This window comes from Bradyrhizobium sp. AZCC 1719 (assembly GCF_036924525.1).
Taxonomy (GTDB): domain Bacteria; phylum Pseudomonadota; class Alphaproteobacteria; order Rhizobiales; family Xanthobacteraceae; genus Bradyrhizobium.
Genome location: NZ_JAZHRU010000001.1, coordinates 1739304 through 1758007 on the forward strand (window position 1 = coordinate 1739304; position 18704 = coordinate 1758007).

At 62.8% G+C, this 18704-nt stretch carries 17 protein-coding genes and 1 tRNA gene; 6 read left to right on the plus strand and 12 right to left on the minus strand.

Going from position 1 to position 18704, the window contains the following annotated elements; translation table 11 throughout:
• Positions 1-99: 99 nt before the first annotated feature.
• Entirely contained in the window at positions 100-2547 is a 2448-nt protein-coding gene (locus V1292_RS08335; protein ID WP_334371707.1) for a DNA translocase FtsK, read from the minus strand.
• A gap of 13 nt (positions 2548-2560) precedes the next feature.
• Positions 2561-3787 (minus strand): aminotransferase class I/II-fold pyridoxal phosphate-dependent enzyme, encoded by a 1227-nt coding sequence (locus tag V1292_RS08340; RefSeq protein WP_334371709.1) that lies wholly within the window; start codon positions 3785-3787, stop codon positions 2561-2563.
• 171 nt (positions 3788-3958) lie between these two features.
• Between V1292_RS08340 and V1292_RS08345 the strand changes: the two genes are divergently transcribed.
• Together V1292_RS08345 and V1292_RS08350 are read left to right on the plus strand one after the other, a co-directional pair.
• Entirely contained in the window at positions 3959-4195 is a 237-nt protein-coding gene (locus tag V1292_RS08345; RefSeq protein ID WP_057844908.1) for an AbrB/MazE/SpoVT family DNA-binding domain-containing protein, read from the plus strand.
• The gene (locus V1292_RS08350) at positions 4192-4602 is read left to right on the plus strand and encodes a type II toxin-antitoxin system VapC family toxin (protein WP_334371712.1); all 411 of its coding nucleotides are present in this window, start codon (positions 4192-4194) and stop codon (positions 4600-4602) included. The genes V1292_RS08345 and V1292_RS08350 overlap by 4 nt, the downstream gene beginning before the upstream one ends.
• A 124-nt stretch (positions 4603-4726) precedes the next feature.
• Here the strand turns inward: V1292_RS08350 and V1292_RS08355 are convergent, their stop codons facing one another.
• The 4 genes from V1292_RS08355 to V1292_RS08370 form a co-directional block, all read right to left on the minus strand.
• Entirely contained in the window at positions 4727-6169 is a 1443-nt protein-coding gene (locus V1292_RS08355; RefSeq protein ID WP_334371714.1) for an ammonium transporter, read from the minus strand.
• Positions 6170-6206: 37 nt separating this feature from the next.
• Positions 6207-6545, minus strand: coding sequence for a P-II family nitrogen regulator (locus V1292_RS08360; protein ID WP_008142813.1), 339 nt, complete (start codon positions 6543-6545; stop codon positions 6207-6209).
• A gap of 307 nt (positions 6546-6852) precedes the next feature.
• Positions 6853-8160 (minus strand): ammonium transporter, encoded by a 1308-nt coding sequence (locus V1292_RS08365; protein WP_334371716.1) that lies wholly within the window; start codon positions 8158-8160, stop codon positions 6853-6855.
• Positions 8161-8251: 91 nt separating this feature from the next.
• On the minus strand, positions 8252-8590 hold the full coding sequence (locus V1292_RS08370; RefSeq protein ID WP_028348351.1) for a P-II family nitrogen regulator: 339 nt from the start codon (positions 8588-8590) through the stop codon (positions 8252-8254).
• A gap of 249 nt (positions 8591-8839) precedes the next feature.
• On the opposite strand from V1292_RS08370, the gene V1292_RS08375 reads away from it, so the two are divergent.
• On the plus strand, positions 8840-9727 hold the full coding sequence (locus V1292_RS08375; protein ID WP_334371717.1) for a DUF4339 domain-containing protein: 888 nt from the start codon (positions 8840-8842) through the stop codon (positions 9725-9727).
• A 170-nt stretch (positions 9728-9897) separates the two neighbouring features.
• On the opposite strand, the gene tesB is transcribed toward V1292_RS08375, so the two are convergent.
• Positions 9898-10758 (minus strand): acyl-CoA thioesterase II, encoded by an 861-nt coding sequence (tesB, locus tag V1292_RS08380; RefSeq protein ID WP_171578739.1) that lies wholly within the window; start codon positions 10756-10758, stop codon positions 9898-9900.
• Positions 10759-10951: 193 nt separating this feature from the next.
• On the opposite strand from tesB, the gene V1292_RS08385 reads away from it, so the two are divergent.
• Complete coding sequence (locus tag V1292_RS08385; protein WP_334371719.1) at positions 10952-12169, plus strand: ubiquinone biosynthesis hydroxylase; 1218 nt, start codon at positions 10952-10954, stop codon at positions 12167-12169.
• A 116-nt stretch (positions 12170-12285) separates the two neighbouring features.
• On the opposite strand, the gene V1292_RS08390 is transcribed toward V1292_RS08385, so the two are convergent.
• Entirely contained in the window at positions 12286-12480 is a 195-nt protein-coding gene (locus V1292_RS08390; RefSeq protein WP_334371721.1) for a Trm112 family protein, read from the minus strand.
• A gap of 50 nt (positions 12481-12530) precedes the next feature.
• Entirely contained in the window at positions 12531-13067 is a 537-nt protein-coding gene (locus tag V1292_RS08395) for a TetR/AcrR family transcriptional regulator (protein ID WP_334371723.1), read from the minus strand.
• 95 nt (positions 13068-13162) lie between these two features.
• Between V1292_RS08395 and V1292_RS08400 the strand changes: the two genes are divergently transcribed.
• Positions 13163-13513 carry a hypothetical protein gene (locus tag V1292_RS08400; protein WP_334371725.1) on the plus strand — a complete coding sequence of 117 codons (351 nt, stop codon included), beginning with the start codon at positions 13163-13165 and terminating at the stop codon, positions 13511-13513.
• 12 nt (positions 13514-13525) lie between these two features.
• Here the strand turns inward: V1292_RS08400 and V1292_RS08405 are convergent, their stop codons facing one another.
• Together V1292_RS08405 and trxA are read right to left on the minus strand one after the other, a co-directional pair.
• Complete coding sequence (locus V1292_RS08405) at positions 13526-14200, minus strand: LON peptidase substrate-binding domain-containing protein (RefSeq protein ID WP_334371727.1); 675 nt, start codon at positions 14198-14200, stop codon at positions 13526-13528.
• 73 nt (positions 14201-14273) lie between these two features.
• Complete coding sequence (trxA, locus tag V1292_RS08410) at positions 14274-15197, minus strand: thioredoxin (protein ID WP_213286599.1); 924 nt, start codon at positions 15195-15197, stop codon at positions 14274-14276.
• Positions 15198-15661: 464 nt separating this feature from the next.
• On the opposite strand from trxA, the gene V1292_RS08415 reads away from it, so the two are divergent.
• Positions 15662-15736 (plus strand) — tRNA-Gly (locus V1292_RS08415).
• A 116-nt stretch (positions 15737-15852) separates the two neighbouring features.
• Here the strand turns inward: V1292_RS08415 and V1292_RS08420 are convergent.
• Positions 15853-18492: a DUF2235 domain-containing protein gene (locus V1292_RS08420; protein WP_334371730.1), complete on the minus strand. Its 2640-nt coding sequence runs from the start codon at positions 18490-18492 to the stop codon at positions 15853-15855.
• Between the last annotated feature and the right edge of the window lie 212 nt (positions 18493-18704).

The window sequence follows — 18704 nt, forward strand, 5'->3', positions numbered from 1 at the left end:
CGACGAGGCATCCCGCTGCCGGCCAGTTTATCGCGCTTTCGACCAAAGGAGATATCGTTTTTCCGTGAAAATCGTTGCGCCGAATCCACGTTCGGCGCATTAGAATCCGCCCTCTTCCTCCTCGACCAGAATTTCGCGTTTGCCGGCATGGTTCGCTTGGCCAACGATGCCTTCCTGTTCCATCCGTTCCATCAGCGAGGCGGCGCGGTTATAGCCGATTTGCAGCCGGCGCTGAATATAGGAGGTCGAGGCCTTGCGGTCGCGCTTGACGATCGCAACCGCCTGCGCGAACAGGTCGCCGCCACCATCGCCGCCCATGCCGGTGGAATCGAATACCGCGCCGTCTTCTTCGCTCGGTTCCTCCGCGGTGACCGCCTCCAGATATTCGGGCGCGCCTTGCGTCTTGAGGTGACGCACCACCTTCTCGACTTCTTCGTCTGAAGCGAATGGTCCATGCACGCGGCTGATGCGACCGCCGCCGGCCATATAGAGCATGTCGCCCTGGCCGAGCAGTTGCTCGGCGCCCATCTCGCCAAGAATAGTGCGGCTGTCGATCTTCGACGTGACCTGGAAGGCGATGCGAGTCGGGAAGTTAGCCTTGATGGTGCCGGTGATGACGTCGACCGACGGACGCTGCGTCGCGAGAATGACGTGCAGGCCGGCGGCGCGCGCCATCTGCGCCAGGCGCTGCACCGCGCCTTCGATGTCCTTGCCGGCCACCATCATCAGGTCGGCCATTTCGTCGACGATGATGACGATATAGGGCAGCGGCTCGAGCTCGAGCTTTTCCTCCTCGTAGATCGCCTTCCCGGTTTCCTTGTTGAAGCCGGTGTGCACCGTGCGCGTCAGCTCCTCGCCCTTGGCCTTGGCTTCGACGAGGCGCTGGTTATAGCCGTCGATGTTGCGCACACCGAGCTTGGCCATTTTCTTGTAGCGCTCCTCCATCTCGCGCACGGCCCATTTCAGCGCCACCACCGCCTTCTTCGGATCGGTCACGACCGGCGTCAGCAAATGCGGGATGCCATCATAGACGGAGAGCTCGAGCATCTTGGGGTCGACCATGATCAGGCGGCACTGATCCGGCCTCAGGCGATAGACCAGGCTGAGGATCATGGTGTTGATGGCGACTGATTTGCCGGAGCCGGTGGTGCCCGCGATCAGCATGTGTGGCGTACGCGCCAGATCGATGATGATGGATTCGCCGCCGATGTTTTTCCCGAGGCAGAGCGGCAACTTCACCGTCGACTCGTTGCTGTCCTTTGTGGTCAGCAATTCGCGCAGGTAAACTTTTTCACGATGCGCATTTGGCAGCTCGATGCCGATGGCGTTGCGGCCGGCAACCACGGCGACGCGCGCCGAAAGCGCACTCATCGAGCGCGCGATGTCGTCGGCAAGGCCGATGACGCGCGAGGATTTGATACCGGGCGCCGGTTCGAGTTCGTACAGCGTCACGACCGGGCCGGGATTGGCCTTGACGATCTCGCCGCGGACGCCGAAATCGCCGAGCACGCCTTCCAGCGCGCGCGAATTGGCCTCCAGTTCGGCCTTGCTAAGCGGCTGCCGGTCCGACGCCTTCGGCGCCGTCAGCATCGAGACCGAAGGGAGTTCGAACTTGTCGGATTTCTTCGCCGCTGCGCGCGGTGCAGGCTTCTTGCGCGGAGCGCGGGTGGCCGGGACTTCCTCGTCCTCCTCTTCCTCTTCTTCCTCGTCCTCGAATTCCTCTTGCTGTGGGGCCAATGCCGGTGCGCCTCGGCCGCCGAGGCTCGGTTCCTGACGTTCGAACGAGGATTTGCGAGGCGGCGGCGAACTCGACACCAGCGATCGGTAGGCCACGCCCATCAGCCATCCGAGCCGAGCCTTTGCGCTCATCAGGGCATGGTACACCCATCCGAGCGATACCGAACTGCGGTCCTCTTCTTCAACGAAGGGCGCGTCATCATCCTCGATCGGCGTCAGCTCTTCCTCTTTCGGGCGCGAGCCCCAGCCGCAGGCAAACAGAAAGGCCGCAGCCATCGCCGCAAACAGGATGATGCCGAGCACGAGGCGATAGGTGAAGCCGACCGGGCCGAACACGACGGCGGGCGCACGCACCAGCGCGTCGCCGACGACGCCGCCAAGCCCGGTCGGCAGCGCCCACGCGCCGCCATGCGGCCAGCAGCTTGCAAAGCCTGCCGCGATCACCGTGCATAGAATCCAGCACCCAAGGCGCAGCGCTTCGCGGTCGAAGGCGCGATGGGTCAGCATGCGCCAGCCCCACACCGCGACGGGCAGGATCAGCATGATCGCGCCGAGGCCGAGAATCTGCATCAACAGATCGGCGCCGATTGCGCCGGGGTAGCCGAGAACGTTGCGGATCGGGCGCGAGGTCGCGTGGCTCAAGCTTGGGTCCTGCACCGACCACGTCATCAGCGCCGCCGCCGCCACGCCGGACAGCGCGATCAGGCTGAGGCCGGCAAGCTCGCGCAGCCGCCGCGCCAGGGCCTCGCGGATCGAGACCGGCAGATGACCGACCAAGGGAATGACACGTTCGATCGCTGGCATGCTCATTGGGGCCCTGCGACTAATCCAGAATTTCGACCAGCCGGTGCAATGCCTCGGCCGTTGATTCACTATCGGAGACCAGCGCCAGGCGGATGTAGCCTGCGCCGGGATTGAAGCCGTCAGGCTGCAGCCGCGACAGATAGCTGCCCGGGATCACGCGGACGCCCGCATCGCGATAGAATTTCACCGCCGCCGCTTCGTCGCCACCGCGTTCGGATACGTCGAGCCAGACGCAAAAGCCGCCCGCCGGCCGCACATAGCCGTAGCGGCTGCCGAGAATCTGGTCGGCAAGATCGAATTTGATGCGATAAAGCCTGCGGTTTTCTTCGACGTGGGTCTCGTCGCTATAGGCGGCGACTGCGACGTGTTGCAGCGGCACCGGCACTTGCGGCGCCGCGACATTGCGAAACTCGTGGAAGGCAGCGAGGAACTTGCCATCCCCGGCGGCAAAGCCGACGCGCATGCCGGGCAGATTGGAGCGCTTCGACAGCGACTGGAACGCAACGACGTTGGTGAAATCAGGCCCGGCGCATTCCAAGGCGCTGCCCGGCGCCTGCCTGGTGTAGATCTCCGAATAGCACTCGTCGCTCAGGATCATGAAGCCGTAGCGGTCGGCGAGGGTCTTCAGCCGTGTGAAGTAATCGCGCGAGGCGACGGCGCCTTGCGGATTGGCGGGCGAGGCAATGAACATCGCGACGGTTCGGGCCAGCGTCGCCTCGTCGAGCGTATCGAGATCCGGCAGGAATCCGTTGGCGCGCGTGGTCGGCAGGTAGATCAGTTCGCAACCAGCGGCCCGGGCGCCTGCGCCATAGGCCGGATAGAACGGGTTGGGCATCAGGATCGCGGGCCTGCCCTTGCGCGGGCCAACATAGCGAGCGGCAGTGATCGCCGCGAAAAACAGCCCTTCCCGGCTGCCGTTCAGCACCAGGATTTCGCTCTCGGGGTCGATCGGGCGGTGGAGCTGGAACCGGGTCGAAAGCCAGTTGGCGGCGGCGCGTCGGAACGGCTCGATGCCCTTGGCAAGCGGATAGCGGCCGAACTCAGCAATGTGTTTCGCCAGGACCGGCCCGACGAAGTCGGGCACCGGGTGCTGCGGTTCGCCGAGGGACAGCGTAATCAATGGCTTGGCCGGCTGGTAGGGCGCCAGCAGCTCGGTCGTACGCAAGAACGGCGAGCGTTCGGCCTGACCGGCAGGGGTTGCACTGCCAGCGCCCTGCGCCACGCCGGAAGAGGCGGTCATTGCCATGTCTGAAACGCCAGCACTTTCAAAAGCGGTCAAAGGACTTAAGCGAGCCCCGGAAACCCACAAACCACCATAGATACGGCGAGGTTAAGACGCGATTAACCATCGGCTGGTCTGGACAATTTGCAGAGTATTACCATATTTTGAGCGGGTATTACTTCCGGGAGTTCTGCCATGGCGACGACAGTTACGAGCAAGGGCCAGGTGACCATTCCGAAACGTGTCCGCGACTATTTGGGGATTCAGCCTGGCAGCCAGGTGGATTTCCGCCGCAGCGCCGATGGTGGTGTGGTGATCGAAAAAGCCGATGGGCCTCGGCCGCCTAGCAGGTTTGCCAAAGCGCGAGGGTCGGCTGGGCCAGGCATGACGACCGACGAGCTGATGGCTCTCTTGCGTGGCGAACCGGAATGACGCTCGTCGATTCGAACGTCCTCCTGGATGTCGTCACCGACGGTGAAATATGGGCGGACTGGTCGCAACAACGGCTTGAGCAAGCGGCCTCGTCCGGGCCGCTTATCATCAATGATATCATCTACGCCGAGATATCGACGCGCTACGCCACGGTCGAGGGCGTGGACGCGATGCTCCGCAATTTGGGCATCGAACTGGCGGCGATCCCGCGCACCGCGCTCTTCCTCGCGGGCAAGGCTTATCTGCGGTATCGCGGCTCCGGGGACCTTCGCACCGGCGTGCTGGCGGACTTCTTCATTGGCGCTCACGCCGCTGTCGAACAGCTACCTCTGCTGACACGCGATGCAAGGCGTTATCGAACCTATTTCCCGACGGTCGAACTGATCGCGCCGGAACGGGAACAATAGCGGAGCATAAAAAGAAAGGGGCTCCAGCTTGCGCTGGAGCCCCTCAACGGTCAGGGCATTGCCGGGTATGTGCCCGAACCGGAGTTGTGGATGCGACCCTTTAGGAGATCGTACCCGGGAGAGCTTACATGTTGTAGGCGCGCTCGGTGTGCTCGGTGACGTCGAGGCCTTCACGCTCGGTCTCGACGTTGACACGCAGCCCGACGATGACATCGACGACCTTGAACAGGATCGCCGAGCCGATGCCGGACCACACCAGCGTGGTGCAGACGCCCCAGAGCTGCGAGGTCATCTGCGCGACGAAGTCGTAGTCCGCGATCTTGCCGGCGACGTAATCCATGACGCCAGTGCCGCCGAGTGCGGGATTCACCAGGATGCCGGTGCCGATCGCGCCGACGATGCCGCCGACGCAGTGGACGCCGAACACGTCAAGCGAGTCGTCATAGCCGAGCGAGTTCTTCACCACAGTACAGAAGAACAGACAGACGACGCCGACCACGAGGCCAAGCACGAGCGCACCCATCGGACCCGCAAAGCCGGCCGCAGGCGTGACCGCTACAAGGCCCGCCACTGCGCCCGACAACGCGCCGAGCACGGAAGGGTGGCCTTTGACGATCCATTCCGCGAACATCCAGGACATCGCCGCCGCTGCGGTCGCAACGAAGGAGTTGGTCATGGCGAGCGCGGCACCGCCGGAGGCTTCGAGGTTCGATCCGGCGTTGAAGCCGAACCAGCCGACCCAAAGCAGCGAAGCGCCGATCATGGTCATGGTGAGGGAATGCGGAGCCATCAGCTCCTTGCCGTAGCCGACGCGCTTGCCGATCAGGAGCGCACCGACCAGACCGGCGATGCCGGCGTTGATGTGCACCACGGTGCCGCCCGCGAAGTCGATAGCGCCTTTCTTGAAGATCCAGCCGGCGTCGGCATTGATCTCGTCGAGCTTGGCCTGCGCCGCAGTTTTCGCCGCACCGTCAGTCGCCGCGGCAAGAGCCTTGGCTGCATCCGTGATCAGGTCCGGTCCGGGCCAATACCAAACCATATGCGCGATCGGGAGATAGATCAGCGTGACCCAGAGCGGGACGAACAGGGCGACCGCCGCGAACTTCATGCGTTCGGCGAAGGCGCCGACGATGAGGGCGGGGGTTATCGCCGCAAACGTCATCTGGAAGCAGATGTAGATGAGCTCGCTGATGTTGGCGTCGACACTGAAGGTCGCCGCTTTCGAATCCGTCGTCACGCCCATCAGGAAGGCCTTGGAGAAGCCGCCGATGAAGTCGGAACCGCCGGTGAAGGCGAGGCTGTAGCCGTAGAGCGCCCAGAGCAGGACAACGATGCAGACGGTATAGAAAACCTGCATCAGCACCGAGAGCATGTTCTTGGCACGGACGAGACCGCCATAGAACAGCGCCAGACCCGGAATCGTCATCAACAGCACCAGCACTGTCGACGTCAGCATCCAGGCGTTGTCTCCCTTGTTGACGGTCGGCTCGGCGTAGGCAGCGGTCGCGGCGAACAGGCCGACTGCGAGGGCCGCCAGTCCCGCGCTATAGGGACGTTTAAACGTCATTTGGTTTTACTCCTGAGTGTAAGGTTTGTGCGCGAAATCAGAGGGCCGCGGCATCTGCCTCGCCGGTGCGGATGCGTACCGCATGGTCGAGGTTGATGACGAAGATCTTGCCGTCGCCGATCTGTCCGGTCTTGGCAGCCGATGTGATGGCGTCGATGGTCTTGTCGACCTGGTCCGACGCTACCGCGACTTCGATCTTGATCTTGGGCAAGAAGCTCACGGCGTATTCGGCGCCACGATAGATTTCCGTATGGCCCTTCTGGCGGCCATAGCCTTTGACTTCCGTCACCGTGAGACCGTGAACGCCAATGGCGGTCAGGGCGTCCCGGACTTCTTCGAGTTTGAATGGCTTGATGATCGCCATAACAATTTTCATGGGTCTTGGTCCCCGCTTGGGCCCGGGTCAGGCGGACCGGGCGTCTCGACTGAGGTTCACCACGCGGAGATGTTCACTACGCGGGCACAGCCGGGACCCTTAGAATCAAATGCCGTGCCAGATCGGGATCGTTCCCTAACAGACTATGAATCCGGACCTTTTCGCCCTCTGCGAGAATTGCATCTTCCCGCGCCATTCGGTCGCGCCCAAAGCGTAGTCAGTCCTGCTCAAAACATGGGCAGGGCCTGATGGCCGACGCAAATCGTGCTCAGCAGCAGGGCAAGAAAACGGTAATCCGGTGGGTGGCCTATTGCAGGGCTTCGCCGTGCTGCGAGATGTCGAGGCCTTCCAGCTCCTGCTGCAGCGATACCCGCAGGGGCGCGAACACGCCCACCAGCTTGAGCAGGATAAAGGTAATGCCGCCAGACCAGACGAGGGTAACCGCGACGCCATAGAGCTGGGTCAGTACCTGCTGAGCATTGCCCTCGATCAGGCCGGCAGTGCCCCCGATCGCGTTCACCGCGAAGACGCCGGCGAGCAATGTGCCGGTCAATCCCCCGATGCCATGAACGCCGAACACGTCGAGCGAGTCGTCATATTTGAAACGCTGCTTGAGCCAGGTGCAGGCCCAGAAGCAGAGCGTTCCCGCGACGACGCCGATGACGATGCCGTGCCACGGCGCGACGAATCCTGACGCCGGCGTGATCGTGCCGAGGCCCGCGATCGCGCCCGAGATCATGCCGAGTACCGATGGTTTGCGCCGGGTCGCCCATTCGATCGCGGCCCAGGTCAGCGCGCCGGCGCAGGCGGCCAGGTGCGTCGCGGTGATCGCCATGATGGCGCGCGAGTTCGCGGCCAGCGCCGATCCGCCGTTGAAGCCGAACCAGCCGACCCACAACAATCCGGTGCCGATCACGGCCAGCGAGAGGTCGAACGGCGCGAGGTTCTCGCTGCCATAGCCGTGACGCCGGCCCATCACCATCGCGGCAACCAGTCCGCCGACACCGGCGGAAAGATGCACGACGAGGCCGCCGGCGAAATCCAGCACGCCCATGGTGGCAAGGAATCCGCCGCCCCAGACCCAATGTGCGAGCGGCACATAGACGAACATGAACCAGCCGACCGAGAACAAGAGATAGGCTGAAAACCGCATCCGGTCCGCGACCGCGCCCGCCACCAGCGCCACCGTGATGATCGCAAACGTCATTTGGTACAGCATGAAAAGCGCTTCCGGAATCGTCTTCGCCGCCGGATTGACGCTCTCCATCGTCATGCCGATCAGAAACCAGCGATCGAGCGTTCCGATCCAGGCGCCATCGCCGACAAAGGCCAGCGAATAGCCGAAGGCCACCCAGAGAATCGAGATGATCGCGACGGCGGCGAGGCTTTGCGCCATGGTCGCCAGCACGTTCTTCTTGCGCACCATGCCGGAATAGAACAGGGCCAGGCCCGGTATCGTCATCATCAGCACCAGCGCGGTGGCGACGATCATCCACGCGGTGTCGGCGGCGTTGATGGTGGACGTCTCGGCCTGAGCCGGCGTGACGAGTGCGAAGCTCGCCGCAAGAATAATGAGCGCAGCATTGCCTGCTGCACGATACGATGGTGCCCCCATAAAAATCCCCCGGCCTGTTGTCGTTTCGTTGCCGCTTCCTGGCTTCGCGCGTTCAGCGTCGTTGCCGCCGCGCCTTGAATTCCGTGATGTCTCAGAGCGCGTCGCTATCGGTCTCGCCGGTGCGGATTCTCAGCGCATGGTCGATCGGCGTGACGAAGATCTTGCCGTCGCCGATCTGCCCGGTACGCGCGTTCGCGGTAATGACCTCGACTGCTTTATCCGCAACGTCGGAGGCGACCGCGATTTCGATTCGGAGCTTGGGCAGAAAGTTCACGACATACTCGGCGCCGCGATAGATTTCGGTGTGGCCCTTCTGGCGGCCGTAGCCCTTGACCTCCGTCACGGTCATGCCGTGGACGCCGATGGCCGTCAGCGCCTGGCGTACCTCGTCAAGCTTGAAGGGTTTGATGATCGCGACGACGAGCTTCATGGTCAGGCCTTCATTTCTCTGGGGAATTTTTTGAGCACGCGACAGGCTGGGCGCCCCGACGACGGACCGCCGACGCAAATCTGGCATCTTTCTGGGCAAATGGCACAAAAAAGTTGCAGGTAGAAGGGGAAAACATTTCGAGCTGGTGACATCGATCACTGTACAGGCACCTGTAACGTCCGCCAAAATGCGGTTTCACCCCCAGCCGCCCGCCGGCTACCTCCATTTTCCACGGCTCAAGGAAATAAAATGTCGAACCGATCGTGGTTTTATGCAGCCAACGGACAGCAACAGGGTCCTTATCCGGAGTCCCAGCTTCGCGACCTCATCACCCGCGGCATGGTCGGGGCGGATACGCTGGTATGGACCGAGGGAATGTCGGGCTGGCAGCGGGCAGGAGAGATTCCGGGGATGATACCCGGCGGATCAGGTCCGCCCGCGTTCGCGCAACCCGGTGGCCCATCTACGGCTGCAGCCGGAGGTTACGGCGGCGGTGCGCTATCGATCGATGTCGGGCTGTGGGAACTCCTCGGGCGCAGCCTGTTATTCGTCATCGGCATGGTGCTGGTGATTCCGGCGCCCTGGGTTGCGACCTGGTTCTATCGCTGGATCTTTTCCCGGCTCTACGTGCCGGGCCGGCCGAACCTTGCTTTCACCGGCCAGCCCCTCGACATCTGGTACGTCTTCATCGCCATCGGCATTTTGACCTATGTGGGCTCGGCCGACCTCTATTACCTGCAATACCTCTCGATCCCGATTCAGGCCGTGCTGGCCTGGATGGTCATTCGCTGGATCGCTTCCAACCTGAGCTCCAACGACCAGCCGCTTCCGATCGCCTTCAACGGCAGCGCGTTGGGTTATGTCGGCTGGCATGTGCTGTTGTATGTATCCTTCATTACCATCGTCGGCTGGGCCTGGGTGGTCACGGCCTGGATGCGCTGGATCTGCCGCAACATCGACGGCACACAGCGCGAAGTCATCTTCACCGCGTCCGGACTGGAAGTGCTGTGGCGAACCATCGTGTTCGTGATCGCCTGCATCTTCATCATTCCGATCCCGTGGATGCTGGCCTGGTACGCTCGCTGGTACGCGTCGCAATTCGCGCTGGCCGAGCGCGGAACGCTGGCGAACGCGTAAGAGGTCGCGCTGCCGTTAGCGTGGAATTTGTAGGGTGGGCAAAGGCGCAATTGCGCAGTGCCCACCATCCCCATTCTCACGCGCATTTCGCGATGGTGGGCACGCGGAGCCTGTCATCGGGCGCGCATTCGCGCGACCCGTTGGCTTTTGCCCACCCTACAAGGTGTGACTCACTTGCGCTGGCGGACCGAGCCTTCCTGGGCGACCGACGCCACCAGCGTGCCGTCAGGCTTGAAGATCAGGCCGCGGGTCAATCCGCGGCCGTCCTGCGCGCTCGGCGAATCCTGCGCGTAAAGCAGCCATTCGTCGGCGCGGAACGGCCGGTGAAACCACATCGCGTGGTCGAGGCTCGCCGGCATCATGCGCTTGTCGAACAGCGTGCGGCCGTAGCGCGCCATCACCGCGTCAAGCAGTGAGAAATCCGACGCATAGGCCAGCGCGCACATGTGCAGCGCCGGATCGTCGGGCAGCTTGGCCGCGGTGCGGATCCAGACATGGATGCGCCCGTCGTCGATCTTCTGGCCGAAATAGCGGCCGAGCTCGACCGGGCGCAGTTCGATCGGCCGGTCGGATTCGTAGTAGCGGCGGATGAATTCCGGCATCTCCCGGAACATCGGCTGCTTTGCCACTTCCTCGGCGGTGAGTTTCTCCGGAGGCGGCACGTCCGGCATCTTGTCCTGATGGTCGAAAGCGCCTTCCTCCTCGGCATGAAAAGAAACCATGATGGAGAAGATCGCATTGCCGTGCTGGATCGCGGTGACGCGCCGTGTCGAATAGCTCTTGCCGTCGCGCAGCCGTTCGACCTCGTAGATGATCGGAATCTGCGGATCGCCGGGCAGGATGAAATAGCAATGGATCGAATGCGGCAGGCGGCCTTCGACAGTGCGGCATGCCGCGACCATGGCCTGCCCGATCACCTGTCCGCCGAACACCCGCTGCCAACTCGTCTTCGGGCTGTTGCCGCGGAACAGGTTCACCTCGAGCGGCTCCAGATCGAGGATGGAAATCAGGTCAATCAGGCCTTTGGACATGGTGGTGCGCTTTCGGTCGGATTCCTGCGTCATTCCGGGCTGGTCCGAAGGACCAGACCCGGAATCTCGAGATTCCGGGTTCGATACTGCGTATCGCCCCGGAATGACGGCTTAGCCTTGTTTATGGCCCTGTTTCGCCCAGCTATTATCAGGTAGCAAGTCTGGTCTGAGGGCGTAACCGGGTACGGATCGCATGGCGACACAGCGAAGTATTGTCATTTGCGGCGGCGCCTTTGCCGGGCTGGCGCTCGCGTTGGCGCTCCGCCAGGCCCTTGGCGCGGAGATTCCCGTCGTCGTCGCCGATCCTGCGCTCGGGGTGCGGCCGAGCCGCGACCCACGCGCGACCGCCATTGTGGCCGCCTGCCGGCGGCTTTTCGAGACGCTCGGCGTCTGGAATCAGGTGTCGGATTCGCAAGCCATCCTCGACATGGTCGTTACCGATTCCCGGTTGGATGACGCGACACGTCCGGTATTCCTGACGTTTGCGGGAGATGTCGAACCCGGCGAGCCATTTGCCCACATGGTCGAGAATTGCCGCCTGATCGACGCGCTGGTCGAGCGCGCCGAGGCCGATGGCATCGATCTCCGGGCCACGGCGGTATCGACCTACGATTCACGTTCCGATGGCGTCACCGTGACGCTCGCCGACGGCGCTGTCATCGAGGCAAGCCTGCTGGTCGCCGCCGACGGCGCGCGCTCGAGACTGCGCGAGCGCGCCGGCATTGCCACCAATGGCTGGGACTACGATCAAGCCGGCATCGTGGTCACCGTCGGCCATGAGCGGGATCATCACGGCCGCGCCGAAGAGCATTTTCTCCCGGCGGGTCCGTTCGCAATCCTGCCGCTGAGTGGAAAGCGCTCGTCGCTGGTGTGGACCGAGAGCCGCACCGAGGCCGCACGCATTACCACGCTCGGCGAAGCCGAATTCCACGATGAGCTCGAGAAGCGTTTCGGGCTGCACCTCGGCGAGATCAAGGCGCTCGACAAGCCGCGCGCGTTTCCGCTCGGCTATTTCGTTGCGCGCTCATTCATCGCCGAGCGGCTGGCGCTGGTCGGCGACGCCGCGCATGTGATTCATCCGATCGCAGGGCAGGGGCTGAATATGGGCCTGAAGGACGTCGCGGCGTTGGCCGAAGTCGTGGTCGACGCGGCCCGGCTCGGCATTGATCCCGGGCAGGCCGATGTACTCGACCGCTACCAGCGCTGGCGGCGGTTCGACACCATGGCGATGGGCGTTGCGACCAACTCGCTGAATTTTCTGTTCTCGAACGAATCGACGCTGCTGCGCACCGTGCGGGATATCGGCCTCGGCCTCGTCGATCGCGCGCCGCCGCTGAAGAACTTGTTCATCCGCCAGGCGGCGGGATTGTCGGGCGAGGTGCCGCGGCTGTTGAAGGGCGAGGCGCTGTAGCTGCTAGCCGTCGTCATTGCGAGGAGCGAAGCGACGAAGCAATCCATGCAGCAACAAGCGGAGAGATGGATTGCTTCGCTTCGCTCGCAATGACGTGGAGAGGGCAGCGCTTACCCTCACTCGATCTTCCGCGCCTCTTCCGGCAGCATGATCGGGATGCCGTCGCGGATCGGATAGGCGAGCTTGGCGGAACGCGAAATCAATTCCTGCCGGCTCGAATCGAATTCGAGCGGACCCTTGGTCACCGGACAGACCAGGATCTCCAGCAACTTTGGATCGACGGTGCCGAGGCGTTCGGGCGGGGCTGTCATTTACTCTCTCCAGATAGGCGTAGTCCCCTAGCATACCAAATCGCGAGGTGTCATGACGCTGACATCCTTACCAATTCGTCCACCACGGCCTGTTGTCGTGCCTTCGGCAATGGCTGATCCGACAGCGCAAAGCCGAGAAACGCCCAATACAGGATTTGCGCCCGGGCGCGGGCCACATCCGTCGACAATCCGGATTGCGTCAAAAGACCTTCGACATAGCCGAGCCGGCGCCGGTCGATCGCCTGCACGGCGGCGCGGGCGGCGGGTTCGACGCTCGCCCAGGTGCGGACCGCCCGTTCCAGCATCAGCCGTTCGCCGAACACGCGGCGCAGCAGCAGCGCGAGCGGGTTCTCGTCCTTCGAGGCCGCCTCGACATTGGCGATGATCTGCTCGGCCGCGACCTCATGCCAGCGCGCGAGGATGGCGGCATGGAACGCGCCGATATCGGCGAAATGCCAATAGAAGCTGCCGCGCGACACTCCCATCGTCTTGGCCAAAGGCTCCGCCTTCAGCGCGGTGAAGCCACGGGTTGCCAACGTCTTCAGGCCCTGATCGAGCCAGTCCTTTGCCGATAGTTGATCGTTCATGCCGGGTTCCGCGATCTTGCCACCATACACCACTGTATTGACAGGCGCCAGAATGCAGGCGCATAACCATACAGCAGTGTATGGAGACGTTATCGATGCGCGATCTCATTTTGCAATGCGCCGGCGTCGCCGGCATAGCGGTGGCCCTGATCCATGGCGTGCTCGGGGAAACCAAGGTGTTCGCCAAGGCGACCATCCAGCCCGAAAGCCTGCGCACCCTCATCCGCCTGGTATGGCAGGCGGGTACGGTGGCCTGGATCGGCGGCGGCGTGCTGCTGATTGCCGCGCCCTCGTTTGGATCGGAGAGCGCGCGGCACTGGATCGTCGCAACGATCGTCGTGGTCTACGCCTTTGCCGCCGCCGCCAATGCGTGGTGGTCGCGCGGCCGCGGCTTCGGTTGGAAAGCCCTCGGCGCCGTCGTCGTGCTCGCGGTGGCCGGGTATTAATTAGCTAGAGGCTTACTGCAGCCCGGTGTCGCCGCTGGTACCCTTCTTGGCGAGGTCCATTTCGGTCACCGCGATCAGGATCTCGGCGCGGGTTTTCAGGTCCGGCGCCTCCAGCATCGCCTGTTTCTCAGCAGGACCATACGGCGACATCATCGCGAGCGCGTTGACCAGCGCCTCGTTCGGAGCGCTCTCGATGCCTTCCCAATCCACCTTCAGATTGTTGGCTTTTAGGAAATCGTTCAGCACGTCGAGCAACGCCGTGCGGTCGACTTCCTCCTCGCCCTTGCGCGCGACGAAATCGTCGGCATAGGGGAAGAAGTCCACCTGGCATTGCCGGTACGCGGTCAGTGCTGCGATTTCCTCGACCACCTTGAAGCGGGCGACCCCGGTCAATTCGAGGATGTAGCGGCCATCGCCGGATTCGGCGAGCTGGGTAATGCGGCCGACGCAGCCGACCTGGAACAGCACCGGCCTTGCCTCGTCCTTGGTATGGGAAATATCCGGCTGGATCATCCCGATCAGCCGGTGGCCGTCGCGCAGCGCGTCGTCCACCATCGCCAGATAGCGCGGCTCGAAAATATTGAGCGGCATCTGGCCGCGCGGCAGCAACAGCGCGCCCGGCAACGGAAATACCGGAATGATTTCGGGAAGCTCGCCGGGTCCGCGGTATTCGGCATTGATCGGCATCTGCAGTCCCGGTCAGTTGGTTGGTTCGGTGGGTGTTCTCTTCACAAAACCATGTCCCGCGCGTGTGGACGTCCTACGAGAAAAGGATCGTCGACAGCCGCTTGCGTCCCTCGACGGTCGCTTCGTCGGTGCCGCCCCACGCCTCGAAGAACTGCACGAGCTGCTTGCGCGCGCCGTCGTCGTTCCACTTCCGATCGCGCTTGACGATTTCCAGCAATTGGTTGGTCGCCTCGTTGCGCTTGCCGAGCGCATTGAGCGCCGTCGCCAGGTCGAATCGCGCCTGATGGTCGAGCGGGTTTGCGGCGACCTTTTGTTCGAGCTCGGTCACCGGGCCGACCGACTGGGCCTGCTCGGCAAGATCGATCGAGGCCTGCACCGCCTTGACGGCGGCGTCGTTGCGCTTCGATTCCGGCACCATCGCAAGCGTCTGCTTGGCTTGTTCGACGGCACCCGTCGTCACGTAGCACTTCGCCAGTCCCGCCAGGGCGGCGATATTTGTGGCATCGAAACCGAGTATCTCGGCATAGATCTGCGCTGCGGCGGCCGGATCGCCTTCCGCCAGCACGGCCTCAGCCTCCTTCAGGATCTCCGCAATGTTCGGCTCACCCGGCGCCGTCATGCCCTTGGTGAGCTTGTCGATGAATGCGTTGACCTGGCTCTCCGGCACCGCGCCCATGAAACCGTCGGCGGGTTGGCCGCCCACGAACGCAATCACCGCCGGGATCGACTGAATGCCCATCTGGCCCGGAATGGCCGGATGCTCGTCGATATTCATCTTGACCAGTTTGACCTTACCCTTGGCGGCCCGAACCGCCTTTTCCAGCACCGGCGTGAGCTGACGGCAGGGGCCGCACCAGGGCGCCCAGAAGTCGATCAGCACCGGCTGGCGCTTCGATTCCTCGATGACATCCTTCACGAAGGTCTGGGTGGTCGTCTCCTTGATCAGATCGGGTACTGCCTGCGGTGCCGGGCCGCCGCCCTGCTCAACTATCGTCACGGTATCCTCGCCTGATGTCTCGAGAAGGAACGCAGAATATCGGCTGCGGGTCCGGCTGCTTCTAGCACGGTCCGGAACCAAGTTCTCGTTCGCTAGATGGCGGCTTGGCCGCAAAAATCAATCGGTCCAGGCTTCGCCGCCTTCAAGCTGTGCTGACCATGGGACATTCCGCGAATGAAGGGTGCAACCGCCACTCCGGCCGGCGTTCCCAACCGTCCGAATGGCCCCAGGGCTCGCGGCCCGCGAATCGGGCTATCGCGCTGGCAGATGATTCAGGGTTCCCGGCGATGGCACGAGGCCCGATAAATTCCATTTTGCCGTTGTTTCGGACGGATTCGAGCCTATTTGGTCAAAGAAATCGGATTATCCGGAAAAGCTTCGGACCGTGCGCGGACTGTTGCATTCGCAGCCCGCATTTGGCATAGGTCTGCCGTTGACGGCGAGCGATCGCCGCCATCTCGGATGCGGGTGTAGCTCAGTGGTAGAGCACGACCTTGCCAAGGTCGGGGTCGAGGGTTCGAGCCCCTTCGCCCGCTCCAGATTTTCTCTATGGCAAAGCACTAGATCCAACGACAGGCCGCCATTTGGCGGCCTTTCGTTTACCGCCGGCAACGGGTGCGCTCCGGCGGCGGCATCCTTACTTCTGACGGGTCGCTCACCTCGGGATGCGATAGACCCAGATCCTGGCCTTGCCTGAGTTCACGCCGCCAAACAGGCCGGGGAAAACGCCGCTGACCGGCTGGTTCAGATAGACGAACAACTGCCCGTCGCGGGTAGCCCTGAATCTCTCGTCAAGGCGGCCGTTCGCTGGCTCGCCATCAATGAAGTTCTCCTCATTGCCGGTCTCGCCGTAGCGGAGGATAACGTGGCCAAAGGGCCGGTCGAGTGTTCGCTTGAGCGGGTAAGCTGCCGCCAGCAAAGCGAATCGGCCCAGTGGAACGGTCGGATCGGTTGCACCGTTCTTCTTCCAGTTGGGCAGGAACGCACGGAGCGGCATTCCGCCGGGGCTCGAAGGCGCGCCGAGAAACGACCAGTCGCCATCCTTTTCCAGAACGAACTGATAATGTCCGCGCCTCTCGAGCATGACGCCCACGGGTGTGCAAAGGTCGGCGGTGTTGAATGCAGCCAAGTCGACCCCTCGGCACGCCGCCGACGTGCAGGTGCCAGGGAAGCTGCCGTCGGGCGCGCGCTTGCACAGCTTCATATCATCGGGGTCGCACACCTCCAGCGTGATTGGCTTTTCCGCCGGCTGGCAGAAGTGGCCAAGGCTGTCGCGAATGTTGAAAAGATAGTGGCTGGCGAAAGCGATGCCGCCGACCAGGAGGAAAACCGCAAAGAATGCAGGCGCGACCTTGAGTTTGATGTTGGTGAGCAATCGCCGGTAGGCGTCCTTCAGTCTGAAGCGCGCGATCGTCCTGTCGGGGAGCAACATGGTGACCAGGACGGCAAAGGCGAAGAACTGGAAATAGGGGTGGGTGATCCGGTCGATGAAGGTCTGCGGCGAGGCAGACAGCTTTGGCAAGCTGTAGCCGGTCCAACCCGGTAGCGGATAGAGCGCGACAAAGAGCAGGCCAGCCAGCACCACCATTTGCGATGTGTTGAGGCCGAGCCTTGGTTTGGATTCGCTCCGGTGTAAATCGACCTTTGCAAGGCTCACCCGCCACGCGCGGCGCATCTGATCGGTGATCCGGTCCTTAAGGCTGGCGCTCAACCATAGCAGCAGCGCGACAAGACTGGCGCAAAGCACAAACCAGAGCGGCTCCCTCGCATAGGCGTTGATCCAGCGTGAGGCAGCGCCCGGCAAGGCGAGTCCGACCATCCGAATGAGATCGGAAAGCGGTCGCAGGGGCGTGGTGAATTCGGCGGCGGCCGGCGCGGTGGATGTAAGCGGATAGGTCAGCAAATAGAGCGACGCGATGACGGTCAGGAAATAGATGATGCGTCGCCGCCAGATCGAACTTCCGACGACGTGCTCCTGGGTGAGCTCGCGCTGACGGGCGGAGGCCAGGCTCTCATATTTCGGTCTGCCCGGCGGGACGGTCAGCTTGTCCGGGGTGACGATCCTCTCGTCGTAGGTCAATATTTCATAGACCGGTGGCAGTGCGACCGGCGCATAAAGATGCGCATCGACGGAGATCCGGTCGAATACGCTTTCGTGGATCTTCGGCATTGCGATCTTCACGCAATCGCGCTTGTCGTCGGAAAATTTCGTATCCGACAGCGCGGTCACGCTCCGTGGCCCGTAGCGGTAGTAGCCGCCGAGCCCGTTGCGGGAATCGTAGATGCGGCCGTCCTTGTCCTGGGTCGACTGCACCCGCGCAAACGCGTCGGGATCGGCGCCCGGCGCCGCCTTCAAGGCAAGGCCGCGGCTGCGCGCCTCTGACAACATCCAGGTCAGCGACACATGGGCGAGCGAGTCGTCCGGATATCCGCCGCCGACATTGGAATGCGCGCCGGCGAACCAGACCTGTGTGATCCGTTCCGAACTGGTCTTCCGGGTACCGGGGACAACGGTCTCCGGACTCTCGTCCCACAGCAGCGGATGAAACGTCGTGCGCTCATCGTCGAGCGAGAGCGCATGGCAGGCCTTGCGCACCAGTGGATGAAGCTGCCGGTCCGGCAGTTCGAGCGGCCAGAGATAGCGGCTGACGCCGCGGGTCATTTCGTCGATGGGCAGGCCGTAGGCGGCGACGGTATCCCAAAGGCCGAGGAAGGCGATGTGATCGACCGGGCGCTCGTTCTTGTCGTGCTTGGCTGATACGAACAGGTTGCGCAGCTTTCGAAATGCCCATTCGATTTGAAACTGCGATTTGAACGTCTCTGCCCGGTGCGCGCGATAGGCCGCGGCGACCTTTCGATCGAGCTCTTCTTCGGTCTGGTATTTCACCAGGCCCTGTTCGCAGATCAGCCCGTTCACCACGCGGATGGTGAAGGCCCCCCGGCTGAACCCGAATGCAAAGATGTCGTCGCTCTGCCAGGGACCGTATCTCTCCTCGCGACCCTCGACCTTCGCAGCGGCAGCCTCGAGCGCCAGATAGTCCAGATGCGAGCGATAGTTGCGGCAGGCAAATTTGTAGATATCAAGCACGTTCCGCTTCAGGCCGAAGCCGAAAGCGCCGCCCAGGATCGCAAACGGCTTGAAGGACGAGGTGCCGACCCCGTCGTCGTAGAACGCAATCTGTTGCGAACTCGTCAGATCAAGCGATTCAAACACACGCCAGACATTCGTCCGCCAGACTTTGCCGGCGGAATTGCCGGTGCCGTCCGAGAGCAGAATGATCCGCTTGTTGGCCATACGGACGCTCGCTCAAACCCGGCGAGGGGAGACTGACGTTGATGGGTATGCCGAATGGTTTTCTCAGGGTTTGATCCACTCCTGTATGAAATGGACCACAATTGCGTTGTTCGTTTATCAATCGGTGACAGCGCAAGCGGTCCGCTTGATGTGGAACGCCGCCCACTCATGCGCCTTGCGCGCGTTAGCTCGACGCGGTTATTGCGATGCAG

Excerpts from the sequence above, each read along its gene's own strand:
- V1292_RS08355 (WP_334371714.1), bottom strand. The coding sequence starts at position 6,169 with ATGACGTTTAAACGTCCCTATAGCGCGGGACTGGCGGCCCTCGCAGTC.
- tesB (WP_171578739.1), bottom strand. The coding sequence starts at position 10,758 with ATGTCCAAAGGCCTGATTGACCTGATTTCCATCCTCGATCTGGAGCCG.
- V1292_RS08370 (WP_028348351.1), bottom strand. The coding sequence starts at position 8,590 with ATGAAGCTCGTCGTCGCGATCATCAAACCCTTCAAGCTTGACGAGGTA.
- V1292_RS08405 (WP_334371727.1), bottom strand. The coding sequence starts at position 14,200 with ATGCCGATCAATGCCGAATACCGCGGACCCGGCGAGCTTCCCGAAATC.
- V1292_RS08345 (WP_057844908.1), top strand. The coding sequence starts at position 3,959 with ATGGCGACGACAGTTACGAGCAAGGGCCAGGTGACCATTCCGAAACGT.
- V1292_RS08360 (WP_008142813.1), bottom strand. The coding sequence starts at position 6,545 with ATGAAAATTGTTATGGCGATCATCAAGCCATTCAAACTCGAAGAAGTC.
- V1292_RS08395 (WP_334371723.1), bottom strand. The coding sequence starts at position 13,067 with ATGAACGATCAACTATCGGCAAAGGACTGGCTCGATCAGGGCCTGAAG.
- V1292_RS08390 (WP_334371721.1), bottom strand. The coding sequence starts at position 12,480 with ATGACAGCCCCGCCCGAACGCCTCGGCACCGTCGATCCAAAGTTGCTG.
- V1292_RS08400 (WP_334371725.1), top strand. The coding sequence starts at position 13,163 with ATGCGCGATCTCATTTTGCAATGCGCCGGCGTCGCCGGCATAGCGGTG.
- V1292_RS08365 (WP_334371716.1), bottom strand. The coding sequence starts at position 8,160 with ATGGGGGCACCATCGTATCGTGCAGCAGGCAATGCTGCGCTCATTATT.
- V1292_RS08385 (WP_334371719.1), top strand. The coding sequence starts at position 10,952 with ATGGCGACACAGCGAAGTATTGTCATTTGCGGCGGCGCCTTTGCCGGG.
- V1292_RS08335 (WP_334371707.1), bottom strand. The coding sequence starts at position 2,547 with ATGAGCATGCCAGCGATCGAACGTGTCATTCCCTTGGTCGGTCATCTG.
- V1292_RS08340 (WP_334371709.1), bottom strand. The coding sequence starts at position 3,787 with ATGGCAATGACCGCCTCTTCCGGCGTGGCGCAGGGCGCTGGCAGTGCA.
- V1292_RS08350 (WP_334371712.1), top strand. The coding sequence starts at position 4,192 with ATGACGCTCGTCGATTCGAACGTCCTCCTGGATGTCGTCACCGACGGT.
- V1292_RS08420 (WP_334371730.1), bottom strand. The coding sequence starts at position 18,492 with ATGGCCAACAAGCGGATCATTCTGCTCTCGGACGGCACCGGCAATTCC.
- V1292_RS08375 (WP_334371717.1), top strand. The coding sequence starts at position 8,840 with ATGTCGAACCGATCGTGGTTTTATGCAGCCAACGGACAGCAACAGGGT.